The sequence below is a fragment of the Caloranaerobacter azorensis DSM 13643 genome, from assembly GCF_900129995.1.
In the GTDB taxonomy this organism is placed as follows: Bacteria; Bacillota; Clostridia; order Tissierellales; family Thermohalobacteraceae; genus Caloranaerobacter; species Caloranaerobacter azorensis.
In genome coordinates this window covers 1-20336 of sequence record NZ_FQXO01000042.1, presented here as the reverse complement: position 1 = coordinate 20336, position 20336 = coordinate 1, and the positions used below count along the sequence as shown (strand labels likewise).

Sequence of the window (20336 nt, the reverse complement as noted above, 5' to 3'; positions counted from 1 at the left end):
ATTTAATCTTATGCAATTATATTTCTTTAGGTGTATTAGAGGATTTAGAAAGAAAAGAATGTTGCAGATAGATATTATTGAAGATATAAGAGATGAAAGATTTACTATAGAAGCTGATTGGATAAATCCAATATTTGAAAAAACATAATTAAAAATAAAACTGGAAATTGATTATTAAAATTTCTTGGGGTAGGGGGAGGTGTAACTATTTTTAAGACCTATCGGTCTACAGGCTTCCCAGTTATTCAAGTAAATGTTAAAAAATAAAATTTTAGTAAAAACAAATTTTTTACTGGAAATTTGATGCGAAATCTCTGGCTTTAAATAATAATTGTTGACAAAATAGGTATATTAGAATATAATGTACTAGAGTAAAATAAAGTAGAAGCTATCCGCTTCTCACCCTATGGCTCGGCTTATAGGGTTAATTATGGAAAGGCTACATTTAACTATGTATTCTAGGCGGATAGTATGTTTTTTACTATCCGCTTTTATATATATTAAAAGGAAAAAATACCAGGAGGTGTCCTAATATTAAAGAACTTCAAATTAACGAACAAATTAGGGATAAGGAAGTAAGATTGATAGACGTAGATGGTAGTCAGCTTGGAGTAATGCCAGTAAAAAAAGCACAGCAAATAGCAAGAGAGAGAAAGCTTGATTTGGTTAAGGTTGCGCCTAACGCAAATCCGCCAGTATGCCGTATAATGGATTATGGCAAATATAAGTACGAGCAGGCTAAAAAAGCTAAAGAAGCGAGGAAAAATCAAAAGGTGATTAATGTTAAAGAAATTAGATTAACACCTAATATTGAAGAGCATGATTTGAATGTAAAAGCTAAAAAGGCTGTTAAATTCTTGAAAAATGGTGATAGAGTTAAAGTAACAGTAAGATTTAGAGGTAGAGAATTAGGTTATACTGATAAAGGTGAAGAAGTATTAATGAAATTTGCAGAATTGACAAAAGAAGTTGGTAATATAGATAAAAAACCTAAACTTGAAGGAAGAAATATGATTATGATTTTAAGTCCTATAAATTAATTAACTAACTGAGGGGAGGAATTCAGATGCCAAAAATGAAAACTCATAGAGGAGCTGCTAAAAGATTTAAGAAAACAGGCAAAGGACAACTTAAGAGATATAAGGCTTATAAAAGTCATATATTAACTAAAAAGACTGCAAAGAGAAAGAGAAATCTTAGAAAATCTTCATTAATTAGTGCAGCTGATTATAAGAGAGTTGGTAAGTTACTACCATACTAAAATAATGATATACGTAAAGGAGGTAGCATAGAATGGCAAGGGTAAAAAAGGCATTAAATGCTAGAAAAAGGCATAAAAAGATATTAAAACTTGCAAAAGGTTACTATGGAGCAAAGAGTAAGCAGTTTAGACCAGCGAATGAGGCTGTAATGAGAGCACTTAGATTCGCTTATATAGGCAGAAAGTTAAGAAAGAGAGATTTTAGAAAACTTTGGATAAGCAGAATAAATGCTGCTGCTAGACTAAATGGAATGTCATACAGCAGATTTATAAATGGACTTAAAAAAGCTAATATAGAGATAAACAGAAAAATGTTGTCAGAAATGGCTATACATGATCCAGAAGGATTTAAAAAACTTGTTGAAGTTGCAAAAAGTAGTTTAAACTAATATAAAAATAAAAGTTCCGGTTCCGGGACTTTTATTTTTTCAAACACAACTTTTAATAATAGGTATAAAATGGTATAATAAAAATAATTTAAGTTGTAATAATACACAATAATATTTACTAGGGGATGATTACAATAGAACTAGGACGTCGATTAAATCAGCTTAAACTTAATCCTGCCCAAGTTTTAGTTTTAGGATTTGCAGGATTGATATTAATCGGTGCAACATTATTAAATCTGCCAATGGCCTCTCAAGACGGTAAGAGTATTGGGTTTGTAAATGCTCTATTTACATCGGCCTCGGCCGTTTGTGTTACGGGGCTAGTAGTTGTGAATACTGCTACTCATTGGACAGTATTTGGTAAAGTAGTTATATTGATATTATTGCAAATTGGCGGATTAGGTTTTATGACTCTAGCTACTTTAGTAGCTTTGTTGTTAGGTAGAAGAATAACTCTTAAAGAAAGGCTTATAATACAAGAGGAGTTAAATCAGTTTACGCTTTCAGGATTAGTAAAATTAACCAGATATGTAATAATATCGACAGCGATGATTGAAGGTTTAGGAGCATTACTATTATCGACAAGATTTATTCCAAAATACGGTTTTGTTAAAGGAGTAAGTTTTTCGATATTTCATTCGATATCGGCGTTTTGTAATGCAGGTTTTGATTTAACTGGAGAAAGTATAGTACCTTTTGTAGATGATGTTGTTGTAAATTTAACTATTATATTTTTAGTAATAGTTGGTGGTTTGGGTTATACAGTATATATGGATATTTCACAGAATAGGAAGTTTAAAAAGTTTTCATTACATACTAAATTAGTTTTGATTATTTCGGCTTTGTTGCTGTTAGTCGGTTTTTTAGTTATTTTTATAGTTGAATATAATAATCCTGCTACATTGGGTAAGTTGAGCTTTAAAGGTAAAATATTAGCTTCGGCTTTTCAGGCTATGACACCTAGAACTGCCGGGTTTAATAGTATTGATACAGGAGCAGTTACCAACACTACAGCTTTTTTAACAATAATACTTATGTTTATAGGGGGTTCTCCGGGTTCTACTGCCGGTGGAATTAAGACGACTACAGTTGGGGCCATAGTATTAGCTATAATTTCTGTAATAAGAGGTACTGATGATGTTGAAGTATATAGAAAGAGAATACCTCATGACTTAGTTTATAGAGCATTAGCTGTTGTTGGTATAGCTTTGGCTTTGATTATTTTTGTAACTATGATATTATCATTAACAGAGAAAGATGCATCATTTTTAGATATATTCTTTGAGACAACATCTGCTTTTGGAACGGTAGGCTTAAGTAGAGGACTTACACCAAATTTATCCGTATTAGGCAGATTGATTATTACTCTTACGATGTTTGCAGGTAGGGTAGGACCACTTACGATGGCATTTGCATTTGCAAAGAAACAGAAGGAATACAAAGGAACTTATAGATATCCAGAAGAAAGGATTTTAGTAGGTTAGGAAGGTGAAAATTATGAGACAATTTGTTGTTATAGGCTGTGGTAGATTTGGAGCTAGTGTGGCTAAAACTCTTTATAGTTTAGGATACGATGTACTTGCAATTGATAAGAGCGAAGAGAGAATCCAAGAAATATCTGATTCTGTAACTCATGCAGTTCAAGCCGATGCGGTAGATGAGAATGCATTAAGAACATTGGGGTTAAGAAACTTTGATGTTGCAATTGTAAGTATTGGTTCAGATATACAAGCATCAATTATGGCAACACTCATTGCAAAAGAATTAGGTATTAAGAAAGTAATTGCAAAGGCTCAAGGGGAATTACATGGTAAAGTGCTTTATAAAATAGGTGCTGATAGAGTCATTTTCCCAGAAAGGGATATGGGTGTAAGAGTTGCTCATAATCTAGTTTCATCTAATATACTTGATTATATAGAATTAGCTCCAGATTACAGTATAGTAGAGATTGCTACTATGGAGGAATGGGCAGGAAAGACTTTAAGAGAGTTAAAATTACCAACAAGATATGGAATAAATGTTATGGCAATCAAGCATGGCAAAGATATTAATATTTCTCCTTATGCAGATGATGTAATAAATGCAGATGATGTATTGATAGTAATAGGAAATAATGAGGATTTAAGAAAACTAGAGAAGAAGAGCTAGTTGAGGTGTTTTCATGGAAGTTAATATAACGAGTTTGTCAAATCCGTTAATTAAAAGTATCAAATCACTTCATAAGAAAAGAGATAGATGGAAACAGAAAAAATTTTTTGTTGAAGGTGTAAGAGCAGTAGAAGAGGCCATTAAATCAGATGCTAAAATTGATTCAATCTTGTATACAGAATCTTTATTCGATACTTTTGGAGGACAGGAACTGTTTAAATTAATAGATAAAAGAGAATATAGATTGTTTAAGATAACGGAGAAAATATTAAAAACTATTTCTGATACAGAAAATCCTCAAGGTATTATAGCTGTAATAGAATTTAATTTAGTAAATTTAGAAGATATCTTTATTGAACAAGGGAACTTTATTATAATATTAGATAGAATACAAGATCCAGGTAATTTAGGTACAATAATCAGAACTGCGGATGCCTTTGGTTCAAATGGCATTGTGTTGACAAGCGGGTGTGTTGATGTATTTAACCCTAAAACTATTAGGGCTACAATGGGTTCATTATTCCATTTGCCGATATCGTATGAGGATAATATAAAAGATGTAATAACAAAATTTAAAGAAAGTGGTATAAAAATAATAGCTACTTCATTAGATGCAGAGCATTTTTGTTATGATGTAGATTTATTGCAAGATTTTGCATTGATTATAGGAAATGAAGCATCTGGAGTTTCAAAAGAAGCTATTGAATTATCAGATTATAAAATAAAAATACCGATAGAAAAAAGAACAGAATCTTTAAATGCTGCTATAGCTTCAGGAGTTATAATGTATGAAACTTATAGACAAAGAAAGACTTTTAAAAGTTAAAGATTATCGTCTTGTTATATACATTAATGAGATGATATAATTTAATTCAGATTAAAAATGTAAAATAAGTTAACTATTTGTTTTTCTGATATCAAATAACGAAAAGTGGGTAACGAACGGAATTAAATATTGCCAAAAGTGATGATGGAGAGAGTAGGTATCTGATGCCTTAAGAGAGGAAATGCCTTTGGCTGGGAGCATTTCTAGGTTAGAGGATACTGAAGTTCACTCCTGAACTGCTAAGTCGAAATAGTAGTAGACTTATGCCGGCTATGCCGTTATATGAATGAGAGGCTTGCTTACAGCAAGCAATAAGGGTGGTACCGCGGAGAACCTTCGTCCCTTTGGGATGAGGGTTTATTTTTTTAAAATATTAAGGGGAGTTGGAATTAACTATGTTAGTACATCTAGTAAGTACTTTTATGTTTTTTATAGCATATTTTGCTATAACTTATTTGACGAATAGATTTAGAAAGAACAAAAGAACTAAAAGAGAAATATTAATAAATTCTTTAATAATCAGTGGATTATATTTTCTGATTATAGCATTAGTTAAGATTATCTCAAGTAAATAGTGAAAGGAGAGAGAATATGAAGGAAAGACTTAATGCAATCAAAGAAAGTGCTTTAAATGAGATAAAAAAGGTTACAGATTTAGAAAAACTAGAAGAATTAAGGGTAAAGTTTTTAGGTAAAAAGGGAGAAATAACACAAGTTTTAAGAGGAATGAAAGATTTAAGTAAAGAAGAAAGGCCTATTATTGGGAAAATAGCTAATGAAGTCAGAGAAGTTATAGAAGATGAGATAGAAAAATTAAAGTTAGATTTAAAAGAAAAAATGCAGAAAGAGAGATTAGTTGCTGAAAGAATTGATATATCAATGCCGGGTAAAGAAAAGATAATAGGTCATAGACATCCTTTAATAAGTGTCATGGAAGAATTAGAAAATGTTTTTATGAATATGGGATTCAGCGTTGTTCAAGGGCCTGAAATTGAGACAGTATATAATAATTTTGATGCATTAAATTCACCGGAGAATCATCCTTCAAGAGATCTTTCAGATACATTCTACATTACAGATGATATACTTTTAAGAACTCATACTTCACCTGTTCAAATTAGAGTTATGAAACAAGTAAAGCCGCCATTGAGGATAGTATCGGCAGGTAGAACGTTTAGATTTGATGATGTTGATGATACACATTCACCAATGTTCCATCAATTTGAAGGGCTTGTAATAGATAAGAATATAACTATGGCGAATTTAAAGGATACAATATATAAATTTGTAAGAGAAATATTCGGTGAAGATATGAAAGTAAGGTTTAGGCCTCATTACTTTCCATTTACAGAACCAAGTGCAGAAGTAGACGTTTCATGTTTTAAGTGTAAGGGGAAAGGATGTCCAGCTTGTAATGGTACTGGATGGAGCATGGAGATATTAGGCTGCGGCATGGTTCATCCAAAAGTACTAAAAAATTGCGGCATAGATCCTGAAGTATATAGTGGCTTTGCATTCGGTTTAGGTGTAGATAGGATTGCTATGGTTAAGTATGGAATAAATAATATTAGACTATTATTTGAGAATGATATGAGATTTTTAGAACAGTTTTAATATAAATTACGAAACTATACTACTTAAATAAGATAGTTTTAAGGGAGGAAAGATTATGTTAGTACCAGTTAAATGGCTGAAAGAATATGTTGATATTGATATTGATTCAAAAGAATTAGCTGATAAATTGACTATGTCTGGTTCACATGTAGATTCTATTGAAAGTGTTAATAAGGGTGTTGAAAAGGTTGTAGTCGGAAAAATTTTGAATATAGAAAAACATCCAAATGCAGATAAATTAGTTATTACTACAATAGATGTAGGAGAAGAAAAATTACAGATAGTAACCGGTGCAACTAATGTTAAAGTAGGAGACTATGTACCTGTTGCATTAATAGGAGCTAAACTTCCTAATGGATTAAAGATAAGAAAATCAAAGCTCAGGGGAATTGAATCTTATGGTATGTTATGTTCCGCCGAAGAACTTGGGATAGATGAGGGATTAGTACCGAAAGAATTGAAAGATGGTATATATATTTTATCTGAACAATATCCTTTAGGGTTAGATATAAAAGAAGCACTAGGATTATATGGTGAGGTACTTGAGATAGAAGTAACACCTAATCGCCCAGACTGTTTAAGCATTATTGGGATGTCTAGAGAGACAGCGGCTACTTTAGGAAAAAAATTAAAATATCCAGAAATAAAAATAAATAGAGAAGTAGACGATATAACTGACTATATAAATGGCATCGAAGTACATGATAAAGATTTATGTAAAAGATATTATGCTAGAGTTGTGAAAGATGTGAAGCTAGGAAGTTCGCCTGTATGGATTCAAAGAAGACTCATGGAGGCAGGAATTAGGCCAATAAATAATATTGTCGATATAACAAACTATGTAATGCTTGAACTAGGCCAGCCTATTCATGCATTTGATCTCGACAAAATAAACGGAAGAAAAGTCATAGTAAGAAGGGCAAAAGAAGGAGAGAAGATAGTAACTTTAGACGGAGTAGAAAGAGAGTTAAAAGATTCTATGCTAGTTATAGCCGATGAAGATAAACCTATTGCAATTGCAGGTGTGATGGGTGGAGAAAATAGTGAAGTTTCAGAAGAGACAACAACAATTCTTATAGAGTCGGCTAACTTTAATGGAAAAAGTGTAAGGTTGACTTCAAAAGGTGTTGGATTGAGAACAGAAGCATCGGCTAGATTTGAGAAAGATTTAGATCCTGACATGGTTGGTAAGGCTTGCGATAGAGTCTGTCAATTGATTGAGGAGATAGGTGCTGGTATAGTTGTAAAGGGCAGTATAGATATATATGAAGATAAGGCACAAGAAAGGGAAATTACATTAAGGCCAGAAAAGGTGAACAATCTACTTGGAATAGAGATAAAAGTAGATGATATGTTGAAGATATTGAACAGTTTAGAGCTTAAAGCTAGGTTTGAAGATGAAAAGATTTATGTAACTATCCCAACATTTAGAAGGGATATTGAACTTGAAGCAGATTTAATTGAAGAAATAGGCAGAATTTATGGATTTGATAAAATACAGTCGAAACCTTTAATTGGTACGTTGACTAAAGGAGATAAATCTAGAATTAGAAAAATTGAAGATATAACAAAGGACATATTAAAAGGACTAGGTTTAAATGAAATAACGACATACTCATTTATAAGTCCAAAGGCCTATGATAAAATAAATTTACCTGAATATAGTATTAAGAGAAATTGTGTTCGTATTATGAATCCATTGGGTGAAGATTATAGTGTTATGAGAACTACTCTAATTCCTAATATGATAGAAGTATTAACTAGAAACTATAATTATGGTGTAGATAGAGCTTGGGCATATGAAATAGGAAATATTTTCATACCTAAAAAGCTACCTGTTGAGGAACTACCATATGAGGTAAGAACTCTTTGTATAGGAATGTATGGCTTAATAGATTTCTTTGATATCAAAGGTATAGTCGATACAATGCTTAAAAAGTTGGGTATAACTGGTTGTGAATATATCAGAGAAGAAAATTATGCTACATTCCATCCAGGTAGAACTGCAAATATAATCAAGGGTAATAATGTACTTGGTGTGATAGGAGAGATTCACCCAGAAGTACTAGAAAATTACGGCATTAAAGAAAGATTGTATATAGCAGAATTAGATTTTGAAATAATAGCGTTTCTAACTAATTTAGAGAAAAAATATAAACCACTTCCTAAATATCCTGCTATAAATCGTGATATAGCATTAGTAGTTGATAAAGATATTATGGTTAGAGAGATAGAGAAGATAATTTGGGAAAATGGTTCAGATATAGTTGAAAATGTAAAATTATTTGATGTATATATGGGCAAACAGATACCAGAGGGTAAAAAGAGTGTAGCATATTCTATAACATACAGATCTTATGAAAAAACTTTAACCGATGAGGAAGTAACAGAGGTTCATGATAGAATAGTAAAGGCATTAGAAGTGCAATTAGGTGCTTCTTTAAGATAATTTAAAGCCAGCAATAAAGTTTTATACTTTATTGCTGGTTTAATTTGTTTACAAAGTAAACTATTTATGAAAATAACGCTCATGCGGACGAATTTAGAAAAAACTTAAGGCTCAAATTTTTAGAAAATCCTAACGCACCTAATCAAGACATCCTGTCTTGTAGGATGCTGGTTTGACCTCCTGTCAAACCTACGGATTTTCTCAAAAATTTTCGCCTAGTTTTTTAACTAAATTCTTTCAAGCATTCGCTTTTATTTTCACATATGTAAAAAATAAGATTGTCAATAGCCTATAAAAGTTTTATACTCTATTGCTGGTTTAATTTTATAGAAAAAGTTGATATTTTATGTGATAATATAATAGATTAGTGAAGTTATAGCAGGAAATATCATGTTTAATAAAGAAATATAATATTAGTCATGGTTTAGAGGAGAGGATATTGATGGGTGAAAAAAAGAAAGTTACGATTAGAATTAGAGGCCAAGAATATACGGTAATAGGAGAAGAGTCTGAAGAATATATTAAAGAATTGGGGAACTATGTAGATAATAAGATTAAAGATATATTAGAAAAAAATAGCAAACTCAATCAAACTATGGCTGCGACTCTTGCTGCGTTTACTATTGCTGATGAGTTATATAAAATTAGAAAGTTAGTAGATAGTTTAAATAAAATTATAAATGAGAAAGATAATGAGATAGAAGAAAAACTTAATATTATAAAGGGAAAAGAAACGGAGATTGAAGATATAAAGGCTCAATATGAAGAATTAAATAATAAAATAAATGATTATCAGAAAAAGATAAAAAAATATGAGCATGCTTTAGATTTGAAGGAAAAAGAATTACAAAATACGCAGAAGATTATTACTGAACTTCAAAATAAACTTTATGAAAAACAAATAGAGCTAGTTCAGGCTAAAAAAGAATTGGAGGAATTTATTAAAACGTTTGATACAAAATAAATTTTCGTATAAAAAGAATAAACTTCCACAAAATATAATTTGGATTAATATTTGTGGAGGTATTTTCATGCATAGTAGCATTTCTGGGTATTTTATATACGTGTTGAGGACTATTTTGGGTTATTTTTTAGCACTCATAATAGTTCGTTTTATGGGGAAGCGTTCTATCGGAGAGTTGAGTGCTTTTGATATAGTACTCATAACAGGAGTTGGACATATAATGAGTTCAGTAGCATTAGATAAGAAATTGCCATTTATAGAAGGAGTAATTATTTTATTTACAATCGCAGTATTAGAGATAGTTTTATCTTTCATATCAATTAAAAACAGGAAAATTTCAAGTATTATAAATGGTAAACCTACTTATCTTATTAAAGATGGGAAATTACTTAAGGAAAATATGAAAAAAGAAAAATTTAATATTTATGATTTAAGACAGGAGTTAAGAAAAAAAGGAATTGGTAACGAAAATGATGTAGAAAAAGCTGTAATAGAGGCTTGTGGGAAATTTAGTGTTATAAAGAAATATGCAGAAGAGCCATTGAGAAGAAAGGATTTAGGCATATTTAAAGATGGAGATAGCCCTCAATATCTTGAACAGAAATTTGCGGAATTAAAGAGTGAACTAAATAGATTGAACATGTCTTTAGATAACATTATAATAGAGATTAATAAGCTTAAAAGCAAAGAGTAGTAAGCTACTCTTTATTTATTTGTACTTAACTTTAAAAGACATTATCAGGAGATGGTACATGTGAAAGAAAAAGTAGAACTATTAGCTCCAGTGGGAAGTATTGAATCTCTCTATGCAGCGGTTGAAAATGGAGCAGATGCAGTTTATTTAGGTGGAAAAATGTTTAATGCTAGGCAGTATGCATCAAATTTTGATAGAGAAGAATTAAAAAAAGCAGTTGAATATGCACATATAAAAGACGTTAAGGTATATGTTACCGTCAATATATTATTAAGTGATTCTGAATTTAAAGAGGCATTAGAGTATATATCTTTTTTATATAACATAGATGTAGATGCAATAATAATACAGGATTTAGGATTAGCTAGTTTAGTAAAAAAATTACTACCTGATTTTGAGATTCATGGAAGTACTCAAATGACTATTATTAACCAATACGGAGCAAAGTTTTTGGAAGAGTTTGGTTTTACTAGAGTAGTATTAGGCAGAGAGTTGTCTTTAGAAGAGATTAAATATATTAAAGATGAAACTAATATAGAATTAGAAGGATTTATTCATGGAGCATTGTGCATTTCTTATTCTGGGCAGTGTCTAATGAGCAGTATAATAGGCGGACGTAGTGGTAATAGAGGAAGATGTGCACAGCCATGTAGAATGCCTTATACATTAGTCAATGCGGAAACAGGACAAATTGTATCTCAAAAGTTAGATAAAAAGTTTTTATTAAGCACTAGAGATTTGAATACTATAGAAGATTTAAGTAGGATAATAAAATCGGGTATTATATCATTGAAAATAGAAGGAAGGATGAAGAGGCCAGAATATGTTGCAGTCATAGTGAGCAAATATAGAAAGGCACTAGATAATTTATATAATAGAATTGATAGAGTAATTTCTAAAGAAGATAAGAAAGAATTATTACAAATTTTCAATAGGAAGTTTACAAGAGGTTATATTCTTGGCGATTTTGGTAGAGATTTAGTGGCTATAGATAGGCCTGATAATAGAGGAGTATATATTGGGAGGGTTATTGATGTAGATAAAAAGTATATATATATCTTATTAGAAGATAGTTTGAATGTAGGAGATGGAATAGAAATAACTGATAATAAGGGTAATAAGGATGGAATTGTAGTAAATTCTATCTTTTCAAAAGGAAAGCAGGTAAAGTCTTGCAGAGAAGGAGAAATAGCCAAGATAAAGAGAATCGGAAATATAAAGAAAGATAGTAAGGTGTATAAGACTTCTGATGTACTTTTATTAGAAAAGGCAAAAAAATCATTTACTGAAAGAGATAAATTGAAGAAAATAGACATTTATATGGAAGTTGAAATAAAAATAGGACACCCTATTAAAATGTTTTTATGGGATGATAGAGGGAATTATGTTACAATTGTAAGCGAGGAAAGAGTACAAGAAGGTGAAAATATATATCTTACAGAAGAAAAAGTAATAAAACAATTAAGTAAATTAGGTGGGACTCATTATGTTCTTAAAGATATAAATGTGAAATTAGAAAATAATTCTATGATTCCCGTTAGTGTGTTGAATAAGTTGAGAAGAAAAGCTATAGAAGAATTAAATAGAAAAAGAGCTATAATAAACAAAAGGATAGAGATAAATGAAAAAGACGTTCTAAATAAAATGCAGGATATTGTAGAAAAGAATAAACCTTATGTTAAAACGAATAATAGACTGATAAGTGTTAGTATACAATCATTTAAGCAGTTTGCAAAAATCGATTTAAACAAGTTAGACAGAGTATATATTAGTTATTATGAAGGAGTTAATGAGAGTATTAAAGAAATAAAGAAACATGGCAAAGAGGTTTATTTGCAGACTGAAAGAATTTTGACAAGTTTAGATTTTAAAACTTTAAATCGTCAAATTAGAAATATTGGTATCGAAAATATTGATGGAATTAGTGTTTCTAATCTAGGAACTCTGAAGTACATTAAAGATAATTTCGATACCAATATACATTGTGATATAGGTATTAATGCATACAATAGTTTTACTATGAAGTTTCTTGAAGAATATGGCGTAAAAAGTGTTACCTTATCACCGGAGTTAAAATTAAGTCAGATAAAAAATATTTGTTTAAATACTAATTTAATCTGTGAAACTATAGGGTATGGTTATTTGCCCGTGATGATAAGTAAGTATTGCCCATTTTCTATTATTAAAGGGTGTTTATCAGATAGAGAATGCGATAGATGTAAGTTTAGATATGGTTATGGATTGAAGGACAGATTAGGCAAAGTTTTTAGGATTGTTAGAAAAGGTAAGGTTACTACAATATATAATAGTCAGCCATTAGTGGTTATCGAGAACTTAAAAGAAATTTATAACAGTAAAGTTGATATGATTAGATTAGATTTTACATTTGAAGACGATATAAAAGAAATACAGACGATGTATTATGAGTTTGCTAACGATAATATAGATGAAAAGAATGTTGTAGAGTTTATTAATAAAATTAAAAAGAGCAGAGGTTTAACTAAAGGACACTATTATAGAGGAGTTCTTTAGAAAAAGATGTAATGAAAGTAGGTGGATAAATTGAATGAAAAGACATTAAGAGTTCTTGAATATGATAAAATAATAGATAAGTTATCTGAAAAAGCCGAATCATCTTTAGGTAAAGAATTAATAAATAAACTTAAACCGAGTAATAATTTTTTTGAGGTAAAAAAGATATTAGAAGAAACAGATGAAGCTTTTAAATTGATAATTAAAAGAGGAAGGCCTCCTTTAGCTGGAATTCATAATATATATGCTGAATTAAAGAGAGCACAGATAGGGGCTTCGATTAGCCCGGGAAGTCTATTAAAGATAGCCGACACTTTAAGGGCGACTAGGCGAATGAGTGCATTTGTTAAGAAGAGTAAGGAAGATAAAAATTCTAGCTATCCGATAATAGAAGATATGATAGATTTGTTATCTACATTTAAGGAATTAGAAGAAAGAATTTTTGAGTCGATTATTAGTGAGGAAGAAATATCTGACAATGCTAGTCATGCGTTGAGAAATATAAGAAGGCAAATAGAATCCAAAAATGGAGCAATCAGGAATAAATTAAATTCAATAATAAATTCATCGACTTATAGAAAATATCTACAAGAGTCGATTATTACAATAAGGCAGGATAGATATGTTGTACCTGTAAAACAAGAGTATAGAGCTAATTTTCCAGGATTAGTACATGATCAGTCTGCTAGTGGAGCAACCTTATTTATTGAGCCTATGGCAGTAGTTGAATTAAACAATCAGTTGAAAGAACTTAAGCTGAAAGAGAAGGCTGAAATCGAAAGAATTTTAGCCGAATTGACAAATTTAGTAGCCGAAAGAGCAGATAAAATAAAAACAAATATAGATATATTGGCGAAATTAGATTTTATATTTGCTAAAGCAAAACTAGCATTAGAAATGGAAGCGGTTAAGCCTGAACTTAACAAAGAAGGCTATATTAACATTAAAAAAGGTAGACATCCGTTGATAGATAAAGATAAAGTTGTCCCTATCGATATTCATATAGGAAGAGATTTCGATACTTTAGTTATTACAGGGCCTAATACGGGTGGTAAAACTGTTACGTTAAAAACAGTAGGATTACTTTCATTAATGGGACAGTCTGGATTTTTCATACCGGCAGATTTTGGCAGCCAGATAGCTGTGTTTGATAAAATTTTTGCAGATATTGGTGATGAGCAAAGTATAGAACAGAGTTTAAGTACATTTTCATCTCATATGACAAATATAGTAGAAATCTTGAAAGATGCTCAGTCTAATAATCTTATTTTGTTTGATGAATTAGGGGCAGGTACTGATCCTACAGAAGGTGCTGCTTTGGCAATGGCTATATTAAGCTACCTTCATAGTATAGGAGCAAAGACGATTGCGACTACTCACTATAGTGAGCTGAAAATTTATGCACTAACAACTGAAGGTGTAGAAAATGCTTCGGTTGAATTTGATATAGAAACATTAAGTCCAACATACAGGTTGTTAATCGGTGTACCTGGGAAATCAAATGCCTTTGAAATATCAAAGAGATTGGGGCTTCAGGATTTTATTATTGAAAGGGCTAAAGATTTTATTTCCAGGGAAAACATTGAATTTGAAGATGTTTTGGCAAAGATTGAGAAAGACAGAAGAATAATAGAGCAAAATAGAGAAGAAACTGAAAAGTTGAAAAGAGATATAGATAGATTAAAACAGGAATTAGACGAAAAGAAGGCAAAATTAAGTAAACAGAGAGAAAAATTGTTATTCGAAGCTAAACAGGAGGCAAAGAAGATTATTAAAGAAGCAAAAGAGGAAGCGGATAGTATTATAAAACAACTCAGGGAAATCTCTATAGAAATAGATAAAGAGAAGAATAAAAAGATTCAGGAAGCCAATGATAGATTAAAAAATAAGCTTGATAATTTACAATCTGAACTAACAGAAGATTTATTGAATAAGAAGAATAAAAAGCCACCGAAGAATTTAAAACCGGGAGATATCGTAACCTTACTTAATTTAAATCAGACAGGTACTGTAATGTCTGAACCAGACAAAGATGGGAATTTAGTTGTACAAGTTGGTATTATGAAGATAAACGTTCATGTTAGTAATTTAGCTAGAGCTAAAAATGATGAATTAGCGGATGAAAATTTTGGAACAAGAAAGATAATTACTTCTAAAGCTAAATATATAAAAACTGAACTTGACTTGAGAGGTAAGACATTAGAAGAGGCCTTACTCGATACAGATAAGTACCTTGATGATGCATATATAGCAGGGTTAAAACAAGTTACTATTATACATGGAAAGGGTACTGGTGTATTAAGAGCAGGAATAAAACAGTTATTAAAATCACATCGCCATGTCAAAGATTTTAGATTAGGAAGTTTTGGTGAAGGCGGTACGGGAGTAACTATAGTAGAATTAAAGTGAGGTTAGAGTATGATTATAATAAGTGCATGTTTAGTTGGAGTTAATTGTAAATACAATGGAGGAAATAATTTTAATAAAAAAATATATGAGTTATTTAGAAGTAGAAAAGCGATATTGGTCTGCCCTGAACAGTTAGGAGGGCTTCCTACTCCTAGAGTTCCTTCAGAAATAGTTATTAAAGATGATGAAATTAGGGTATTAAATAAAGAAGGAATTGATGTTACAGAAAATTTCTTAAAAGGAGGCTATGAGACATTAAAAATTGCTAAAGCAGTAGGGGCAAACTTGGCAATATTAAAATCAAAAAGTCCTTCATGTGGAGTAGGTTATATATATGACGGTACATTTTCAGGGAAAATAACGGAAGGCAATGGAATTACAGCACAGATGCTTATTAAAAATGGTATAAGAGTATGTACAGAAAATGATTTTTTAGATTATATTTCTGAATAAACTAATTTGAATTAGGAGGAGATAACATGAAAAAATTAATAACTATTTTATTAACATTAACTCTTATAACAACTTTATTTGTTGGTTGTTCGAAAAAAGACAAAGTAAAAGAAGAACAAGGAAACTTGAAAGATAATGCAGTTACAGAGGTAAAAGAAGAATCTAAATCTGAAGATGTTGAAGAGGACAAAGTTGAAGAAGTAAACTATGTTTTATATTTAAAACAAAAATCTATTCCATTCATTTTTGCTGAAAAATATACAATCAAAGCAGATGATCCAAAATTAAAAGATAAAAGTATTGAATGGATAGCATTAGAGCATTTAATAAATTTTAAAGGTTTTCAAGATTTTATATCACCAATTCCAGAAGGTACAAAACTTTTAGGATTAAATAAGGAAAATGGTATTGTATATGTCGATTTATCAAAAGAATTTATAGACAACATGCCAAAAGATAAACAGTCTACAAAGTTGGTTATTGATTCGATAGTAAATACTTTAACATTTTTTGATGGAAATGAGAGCGTTATGTTTAAAATAGAAGGACAAGCCGTTAAGAAAATAAATGGAGTAGATTTAAGTAAACAGTTCTATTTTAGTAGTGATTTCCTTCCAGATAAGTAATATAAAGGGGGACTAATATGGAGATAAAGCAAATTTATGAAACTGCTAGAAAGAGAATGAAAGGATACTGCAGAGTTTGTAATGAATGTAGAGGTGAGGTTTGTGCAGGTGAAGTACCGGGAATGGGGGGAGCTGGTACTGGTGCATCATTTAGAAATAATGTAGAAGAATTAAAAAAGATACAGCTTAAGATGCGAACAATTCATGATGCTAAATCTCCAGATACTTCTATAGAATTGTTTGGAGAAAAATTAAGTGTTCCCATAATATCTGCTCCTATAACAGGAAACAGTTTTAATATGGGTGGAGCACTAACAGAGGAAGAGTATGTTAATGCAGTTCTCAAAGGCAGCATTTCAGCTGGAACAATTGGAATGACAGGGGATACAGCCGATTTATCCATGTATATAACTGGATTAGAAGGGATAAGAAATGTAAATGGGAAGGGCATACCGATAATTAAACCTAGAGAAAATGAAAAGATTATAGAGAATATAAGAAAGGCAGAAGAGGTTAAGCCTTTAGCTGTTGGTATTGATATAGATGGTGCTGGGCTTATAACTATGGCTCTTAAAGGTCAGCCTGTTGGGCCAAAAACTAAATCTGAATTGAAGGAATTAGTTGAGTCTACCAATTTACCTTTTATATTAAAAGGTATTATGACTCCGGATGAAGCAGAGATAGCTGTACAAGTTGGAGCAAAAGCTATCGTTGTTTCTAATCATGGGGGAAGAGTTTTAGATCATACTCCGGGTGTAGCTAATGTGCTTCCAGAGATAGTAGATGCTGTTAAAGGTAAAATTATTATTTTAGCTGATGGAGGAATACGTTCAGGAGTAGATGTATTTAAAATGCTGGCTCTGGGAGCAGATGCGGTATTATTGGGCAGACCTATTATTATTGGAGCATATGGAGGATATGAAGAAGGCGTTACTGCAGTTTTAAATAAGATGAAGAAAGAATTATTGCAGGCAATGATATTAACAGGATGTAAAGATATAGAATCAATAGATAGGACTAAGATAATTTTTTAAAGCCCCTTGATTTACAAAAAATAATGTGGTATATTATGATAAAAAAACGGTCAAATTCATTGAAGGGGAGAGTAGGATAAACTGAAGTAATAGCGAGCCGGGGACGGTGGAAGCCTGGCATGGAGGTTTATCTGAAGCGCACCCTGGAGAAGCTGTCTGAAATTTAGTAGGATAAGACGTATCCCTGCGTTAAAGGGTTAGAGTGGGCAAGTTTTTAGGCTTGCCAATAAGAGTGGTAACACGGGATTAACTCTCGTCTCTTCATGAGATGGGAGTTTTTTTATTGGAAAATAATATATAAATTATATAAAGGAGGTTTTTAAATGATAGATTTCAAAAAGGAGATTGCACGAATCGTTAGTGAAAAGGTAGAATCTTTAAATCAAGAGGATGTTGAAGCATTAATAGAAATTCCGCCAAATTATGATATGGGAGATTATGCTATGCCATGTTTTAAGTTGGCAAAAACATTTAGAAAAGCTCCAAATCTAATAGCTCAAGAGATAGCAGAAAGTTTGGATGGAAAAGAGTATTTTGAGAAGATAGAGAATGTTGGGCCATATGTAAACTTTTTTATCGATAGGAAAGTTCTAGCTAGAACTGTATTAGAAGAAATTTTTTCAAAAAAAGAGAACTATGGTTCATCAAATATGGGCAATGGTAAAAATATTGTTATAGATTTTTCATCACCCAATATTGCAAAACCATTCCATGTAGGACATTTGCGTTCTACTGTAATAGGAAATTCTCTATATAAGATATATGAATTTCTTGGATATAATTGTATTGGAATAAATCATTTAGGCGATTGGGGTACACAATTTGGAAAATTAATCACTGCGTATAAAAAGTGGGGAAATAAAGAGGAAATAGAAAAAGAACCTATCAAGACTTTATTAAAACTTTATGTAAAATTCCATGATGAAGCTGAATTAAATCCTGAATTAGAAGAAGAAGGAAGAAGATGGTTTAAAAAACTTGAAGATGGAGATGAAGAGGCTAGAAAACTATGGAATTGGTTTGTAGATTTAAGTTTGAAGGAATTTAATAAAATCTATGATTTGCTAAAAGTTAAATTTGATTATTTTACAGGTGAAAGTTTTTACAATGATAAAATGGACAGAATAATAGAATTATTAAAAGAAAAAAATCTGCTTAAAGAAAGTAAGGGAGCATATGTGGTTGATTTAGAAGAGTTTAATATGCCGCCTTGTTTAGTGTTAAAGAGTGATGGTGCTACTTTATATCCAACAAGAGATATAACAGCAGCCATTTATAGAAAAGAAACGTTCAATTTTGAGAAAGCACTTTATGTAACAGATTATTCACAGAGCTTACACTTTGCTCAATGGTTTAAAGTTATCGAACTAATGGGATTTGAATGGGCAGATAAATTGGAACATGTACCTTTTGGACGTGTAAGTACGGAAGAAGGTAGAATGCAAACCAGAAAGGGTAATGTAATTTTATTAGAAGAATTATTGAACAAAGCGATTGATAAAGTAAGAGAAATAATAGAAGAAAAGAATCCAAATTTAGAGAATAAAGATGAAGTGGCTAGACAAGTTGGTATAGGAGCAGTAATTTTTAACGATTTAAGTAACAATAAGATAAAAGACATTGTATTTAATTGGGATAGGATGTTAAGCTTTGATGGAGAAACAGGCCCTTACGTTCAATATACTCATGCAAGAGCAAATAGTGTGCTAAACAAGAGGAAATATGATATTACTAATGATGTTGATTATTCGATATTAACTAATCAGGAAGCAGTTGATGTTATAAGGTTGCTTCAATTATTCCCTGAAGCTATAGTAAATGCTATGGAAAAGAATGAGCCTTCAATAATTACAAGACATATAGTAGATATAGCACAGGCGTTCAATAAGTTCTATCACGAATGTCCTATAATTGTAGAAGATGAAAACATACAAAAAGCAAGATTATTACTTGTATTTGCTGTGAAGACTGTATTAAAAACTGGTTTGGGATTATTAGGCATTGATGCACCAGATAAGATGTAGAATGAGAAATAAATACAAATTAGTGATTAGGGAAATCATATAATAAAAAGAACCTCTTTTGATTAAGTAGTAAACTAAACAAAAGAGGTTCTTTTTTATAATTAGTAATATTGATTGCGAACATTAGCTTTGGTATGCATTGTTGTGAAAGTAGAGATATTATTTTATTTGAGATACATTTCACTTAAACATACAAATAATTACATAAAAAATAAAAAATGATTTACATTACATATATATGTATATATAATTATATTAAGAAATACATTATTAGATTGGTAATTATTGTTGGTTTTTCTCCATAGTCAGTAACCTTTTTGGTTAATATTTTTTAGGGATAATTATATTAAATTAGAAGTTACTGACTGTTTTTATACCTAGCTTTATGGAAATTTACGGATATTTATCATATTCTATTCTGTTGATGGTTTATTTTTATGTTTGTTCAATATTAGTGAACAAAAATTATTAGATTATAATGCATGCAAAATTTATTAATTACATTTAAACAGATAAATAGAAAGGAGGTATAATGTGTTAGACAACTTGAAGAAGTTAATTTTATTTATGAAAAAAAGATTAGATGGTAAAGATAAAAGAAATATAGCTATTTTAATCTTTATTGCACTTTTAACAAATATATTAATTGTACACCAGTTTACAAGATTAATTAAGCCACAAAGTCATTGTATATAAAGTTTTTAACGCATTTGGAAACTACAGAATAAATTTTTCTATTTTCGAGCGAAGATACGAAACTATCAAAAATTAATTCTTTTATTACTCTTTCTGAAATCATTCGTTTTATAACTTGTGGGCTTTCAAATTTGTAATCAGAAAATCTATTACTGATAAAGGGTAATACTGAAACAAAAGTAAAACTTATAGCTATTAAGTTTATAAATCTTTCTAT

At 30.7% G+C, this 20336-nt stretch carries 19 protein-coding genes and 3 other annotated features; of the genes, 18 read left to right on the top strand and 1 reads right to left on the bottom strand.

Annotated elements, in window-relative coordinates; genetic code table 11:
• Window positions 1-373: 373 nt before the first annotated feature.
• Window positions 374-503, top strand: a sequence feature (ribosomal protein L20 leader region).
• The 18 genes from infC to BUB51_RS13105 all read left to right on the top strand — a co-directional run bounded on the left by infC (window position 498) and on the right by BUB51_RS13105 (window position 20119).
• Entirely contained in the window at window positions 498-1040 is a 543-nt protein-coding gene (gene infC, locus BUB51_RS07745) for a translation initiation factor IF-3 (RefSeq protein WP_073196802.1), read from the top strand. (Overlaps the previous feature by 6 nt.)
• A 26-nt stretch (window positions 1041-1066) precedes the next feature.
• Complete coding sequence (gene rpmI / locus BUB51_RS07740; RefSeq protein WP_035163466.1) at window positions 1067-1261, top strand: 50S ribosomal protein L35; 195 nt, start codon at window positions 1067-1069, stop codon at window positions 1259-1261.
• A 32-nt stretch (window positions 1262-1293) separates the two neighbouring features.
• Window positions 1294-1650: a 50S ribosomal protein L20 gene (gene rplT, locus BUB51_RS07735; RefSeq protein WP_035163465.1), complete on the top strand. Its 357-nt coding sequence runs from the start codon at window positions 1294-1296 to the stop codon at window positions 1648-1650.
• Window positions 1651-1775: 125 nt separating this feature from the next.
• Window positions 1776-3134 (top strand): TrkH family potassium uptake protein, encoded by a 1359-nt coding sequence (locus tag BUB51_RS07730; RefSeq protein ID WP_073196800.1) that lies wholly within the window; start codon window positions 1776-1778, stop codon window positions 3132-3134.
• A 13-nt stretch (window positions 3135-3147) separates the two neighbouring features.
• Window positions 3148-3798 carry a potassium channel family protein gene (locus tag BUB51_RS07725; RefSeq protein ID WP_035163462.1) on the top strand — a complete coding sequence of 217 codons (651 nt, stop codon included), beginning with the start codon at window positions 3148-3150 and terminating at the stop codon, window positions 3796-3798.
• Between the two features lie 13 nt (window positions 3799-3811).
• Window positions 3812-4624 carry a 23S rRNA (guanosine(2251)-2'-O)-methyltransferase RlmB gene (rlmB, locus tag BUB51_RS07720; protein ID WP_073196798.1) on the top strand — a complete coding sequence of 271 codons (813 nt, stop codon included), beginning with the start codon at window positions 3812-3814 and terminating at the stop codon, window positions 4622-4624.
• Window positions 4625-4756: 132 nt separating this feature from the next.
• Window positions 4757-4971: a binding site (T-box leader), on the top strand.
• Window positions 4972-5019: 48 nt separating this feature from the next.
• Entirely contained in the window at window positions 5020-5199 is a 180-nt protein-coding gene (locus BUB51_RS07715; protein WP_035163459.1) for a hypothetical protein, read from the top strand.
• Between the two features lie 16 nt (window positions 5200-5215).
• Window positions 5216-6238: a phenylalanine--tRNA ligase subunit alpha gene (gene pheS, locus BUB51_RS07710; protein ID WP_073196796.1), complete on the top strand. Its 1023-nt coding sequence runs from the start codon at window positions 5216-5218 to the stop codon at window positions 6236-6238.
• Window positions 6239-6293: 55 nt separating this feature from the next.
• Window positions 6294-8687, top strand: a complete 2394-nt coding sequence (gene pheT, locus BUB51_RS07705) for a phenylalanine--tRNA ligase subunit beta (RefSeq protein WP_073196794.1) — start codon at window positions 6294-6296, stop codon at window positions 8685-8687.
• 442 nt (window positions 8688-9129) lie between these two features.
• A complete protein-coding gene (locus BUB51_RS07700; RefSeq protein ID WP_035163455.1) occupies window positions 9130-9651 on the top strand; it encodes a cell division protein ZapA in 522 nt (173 codons plus the stop codon).
• A gap of 67 nt (window positions 9652-9718) precedes the next feature.
• Window positions 9719-10345, top strand: coding sequence for a DUF421 domain-containing protein (locus BUB51_RS07695; RefSeq protein WP_052045235.1), 627 nt, complete (start codon window positions 9719-9721; stop codon window positions 10343-10345).
• Between the two features lie 60 nt (window positions 10346-10405).
• Complete coding sequence (locus BUB51_RS07690; RefSeq protein ID WP_242945567.1) at window positions 10406-12877, top strand: U32 family peptidase; 2472 nt, start codon at window positions 10406-10408, stop codon at window positions 12875-12877.
• A gap of 30 nt (window positions 12878-12907) precedes the next feature.
• Window positions 12908-15286 (top strand): endonuclease MutS2, encoded by a 2379-nt coding sequence (locus tag BUB51_RS07685; protein ID WP_073196790.1) that lies wholly within the window; start codon window positions 12908-12910, stop codon window positions 15284-15286.
• Window positions 15287-15295: 9 nt separating this feature from the next.
• The gene (locus BUB51_RS07680) at window positions 15296-15739 is read left to right on the top strand and encodes a 2-thiouracil desulfurase family protein (protein WP_073196788.1); all 444 of its coding nucleotides are present in this window, start codon (window positions 15296-15298) and stop codon (window positions 15737-15739) included.
• Window positions 15740-15765: 26 nt separating this feature from the next.
• Window positions 15766-16365, top strand: a complete 600-nt coding sequence (locus BUB51_RS07675) for a GerMN domain-containing protein (RefSeq protein ID WP_073196786.1) — start codon at window positions 15766-15768, stop codon at window positions 16363-16365.
• A 17-nt stretch (window positions 16366-16382) separates the two neighbouring features.
• Window positions 16383-17399: an alpha-hydroxy-acid oxidizing protein gene (locus tag BUB51_RS07670; RefSeq protein WP_073196784.1), complete on the top strand. Its 1017-nt coding sequence runs from the start codon at window positions 16383-16385 to the stop codon at window positions 17397-17399.
• Between the two features lie 50 nt (window positions 17400-17449).
• Window positions 17450-17663, top strand: a binding site (T-box leader).
• A gap of 59 nt (window positions 17664-17722) precedes the next feature.
• Entirely contained in the window at window positions 17723-19423 is a 1701-nt protein-coding gene (gene argS, locus BUB51_RS07665; RefSeq protein ID WP_073196782.1) for an arginine--tRNA ligase, read from the top strand.
• A gap of 534 nt (window positions 19424-19957) precedes the next feature.
• Window positions 19958-20119, top strand: a complete 162-nt coding sequence (locus BUB51_RS13105; RefSeq protein ID WP_159430401.1) for a hypothetical protein — start codon at window positions 19958-19960, stop codon at window positions 20117-20119.
• Here the strand turns inward: BUB51_RS13105 and BUB51_RS13100 are convergent.
• A partial coding sequence (locus BUB51_RS13100) for a hypothetical protein (protein WP_278294236.1) occupies window positions 20094-20336 on the bottom strand: 243 nt, incomplete at its 5' end. The two genes, BUB51_RS13105 and BUB51_RS13100, sit on opposite strands and share 26 nt — an antisense overlap.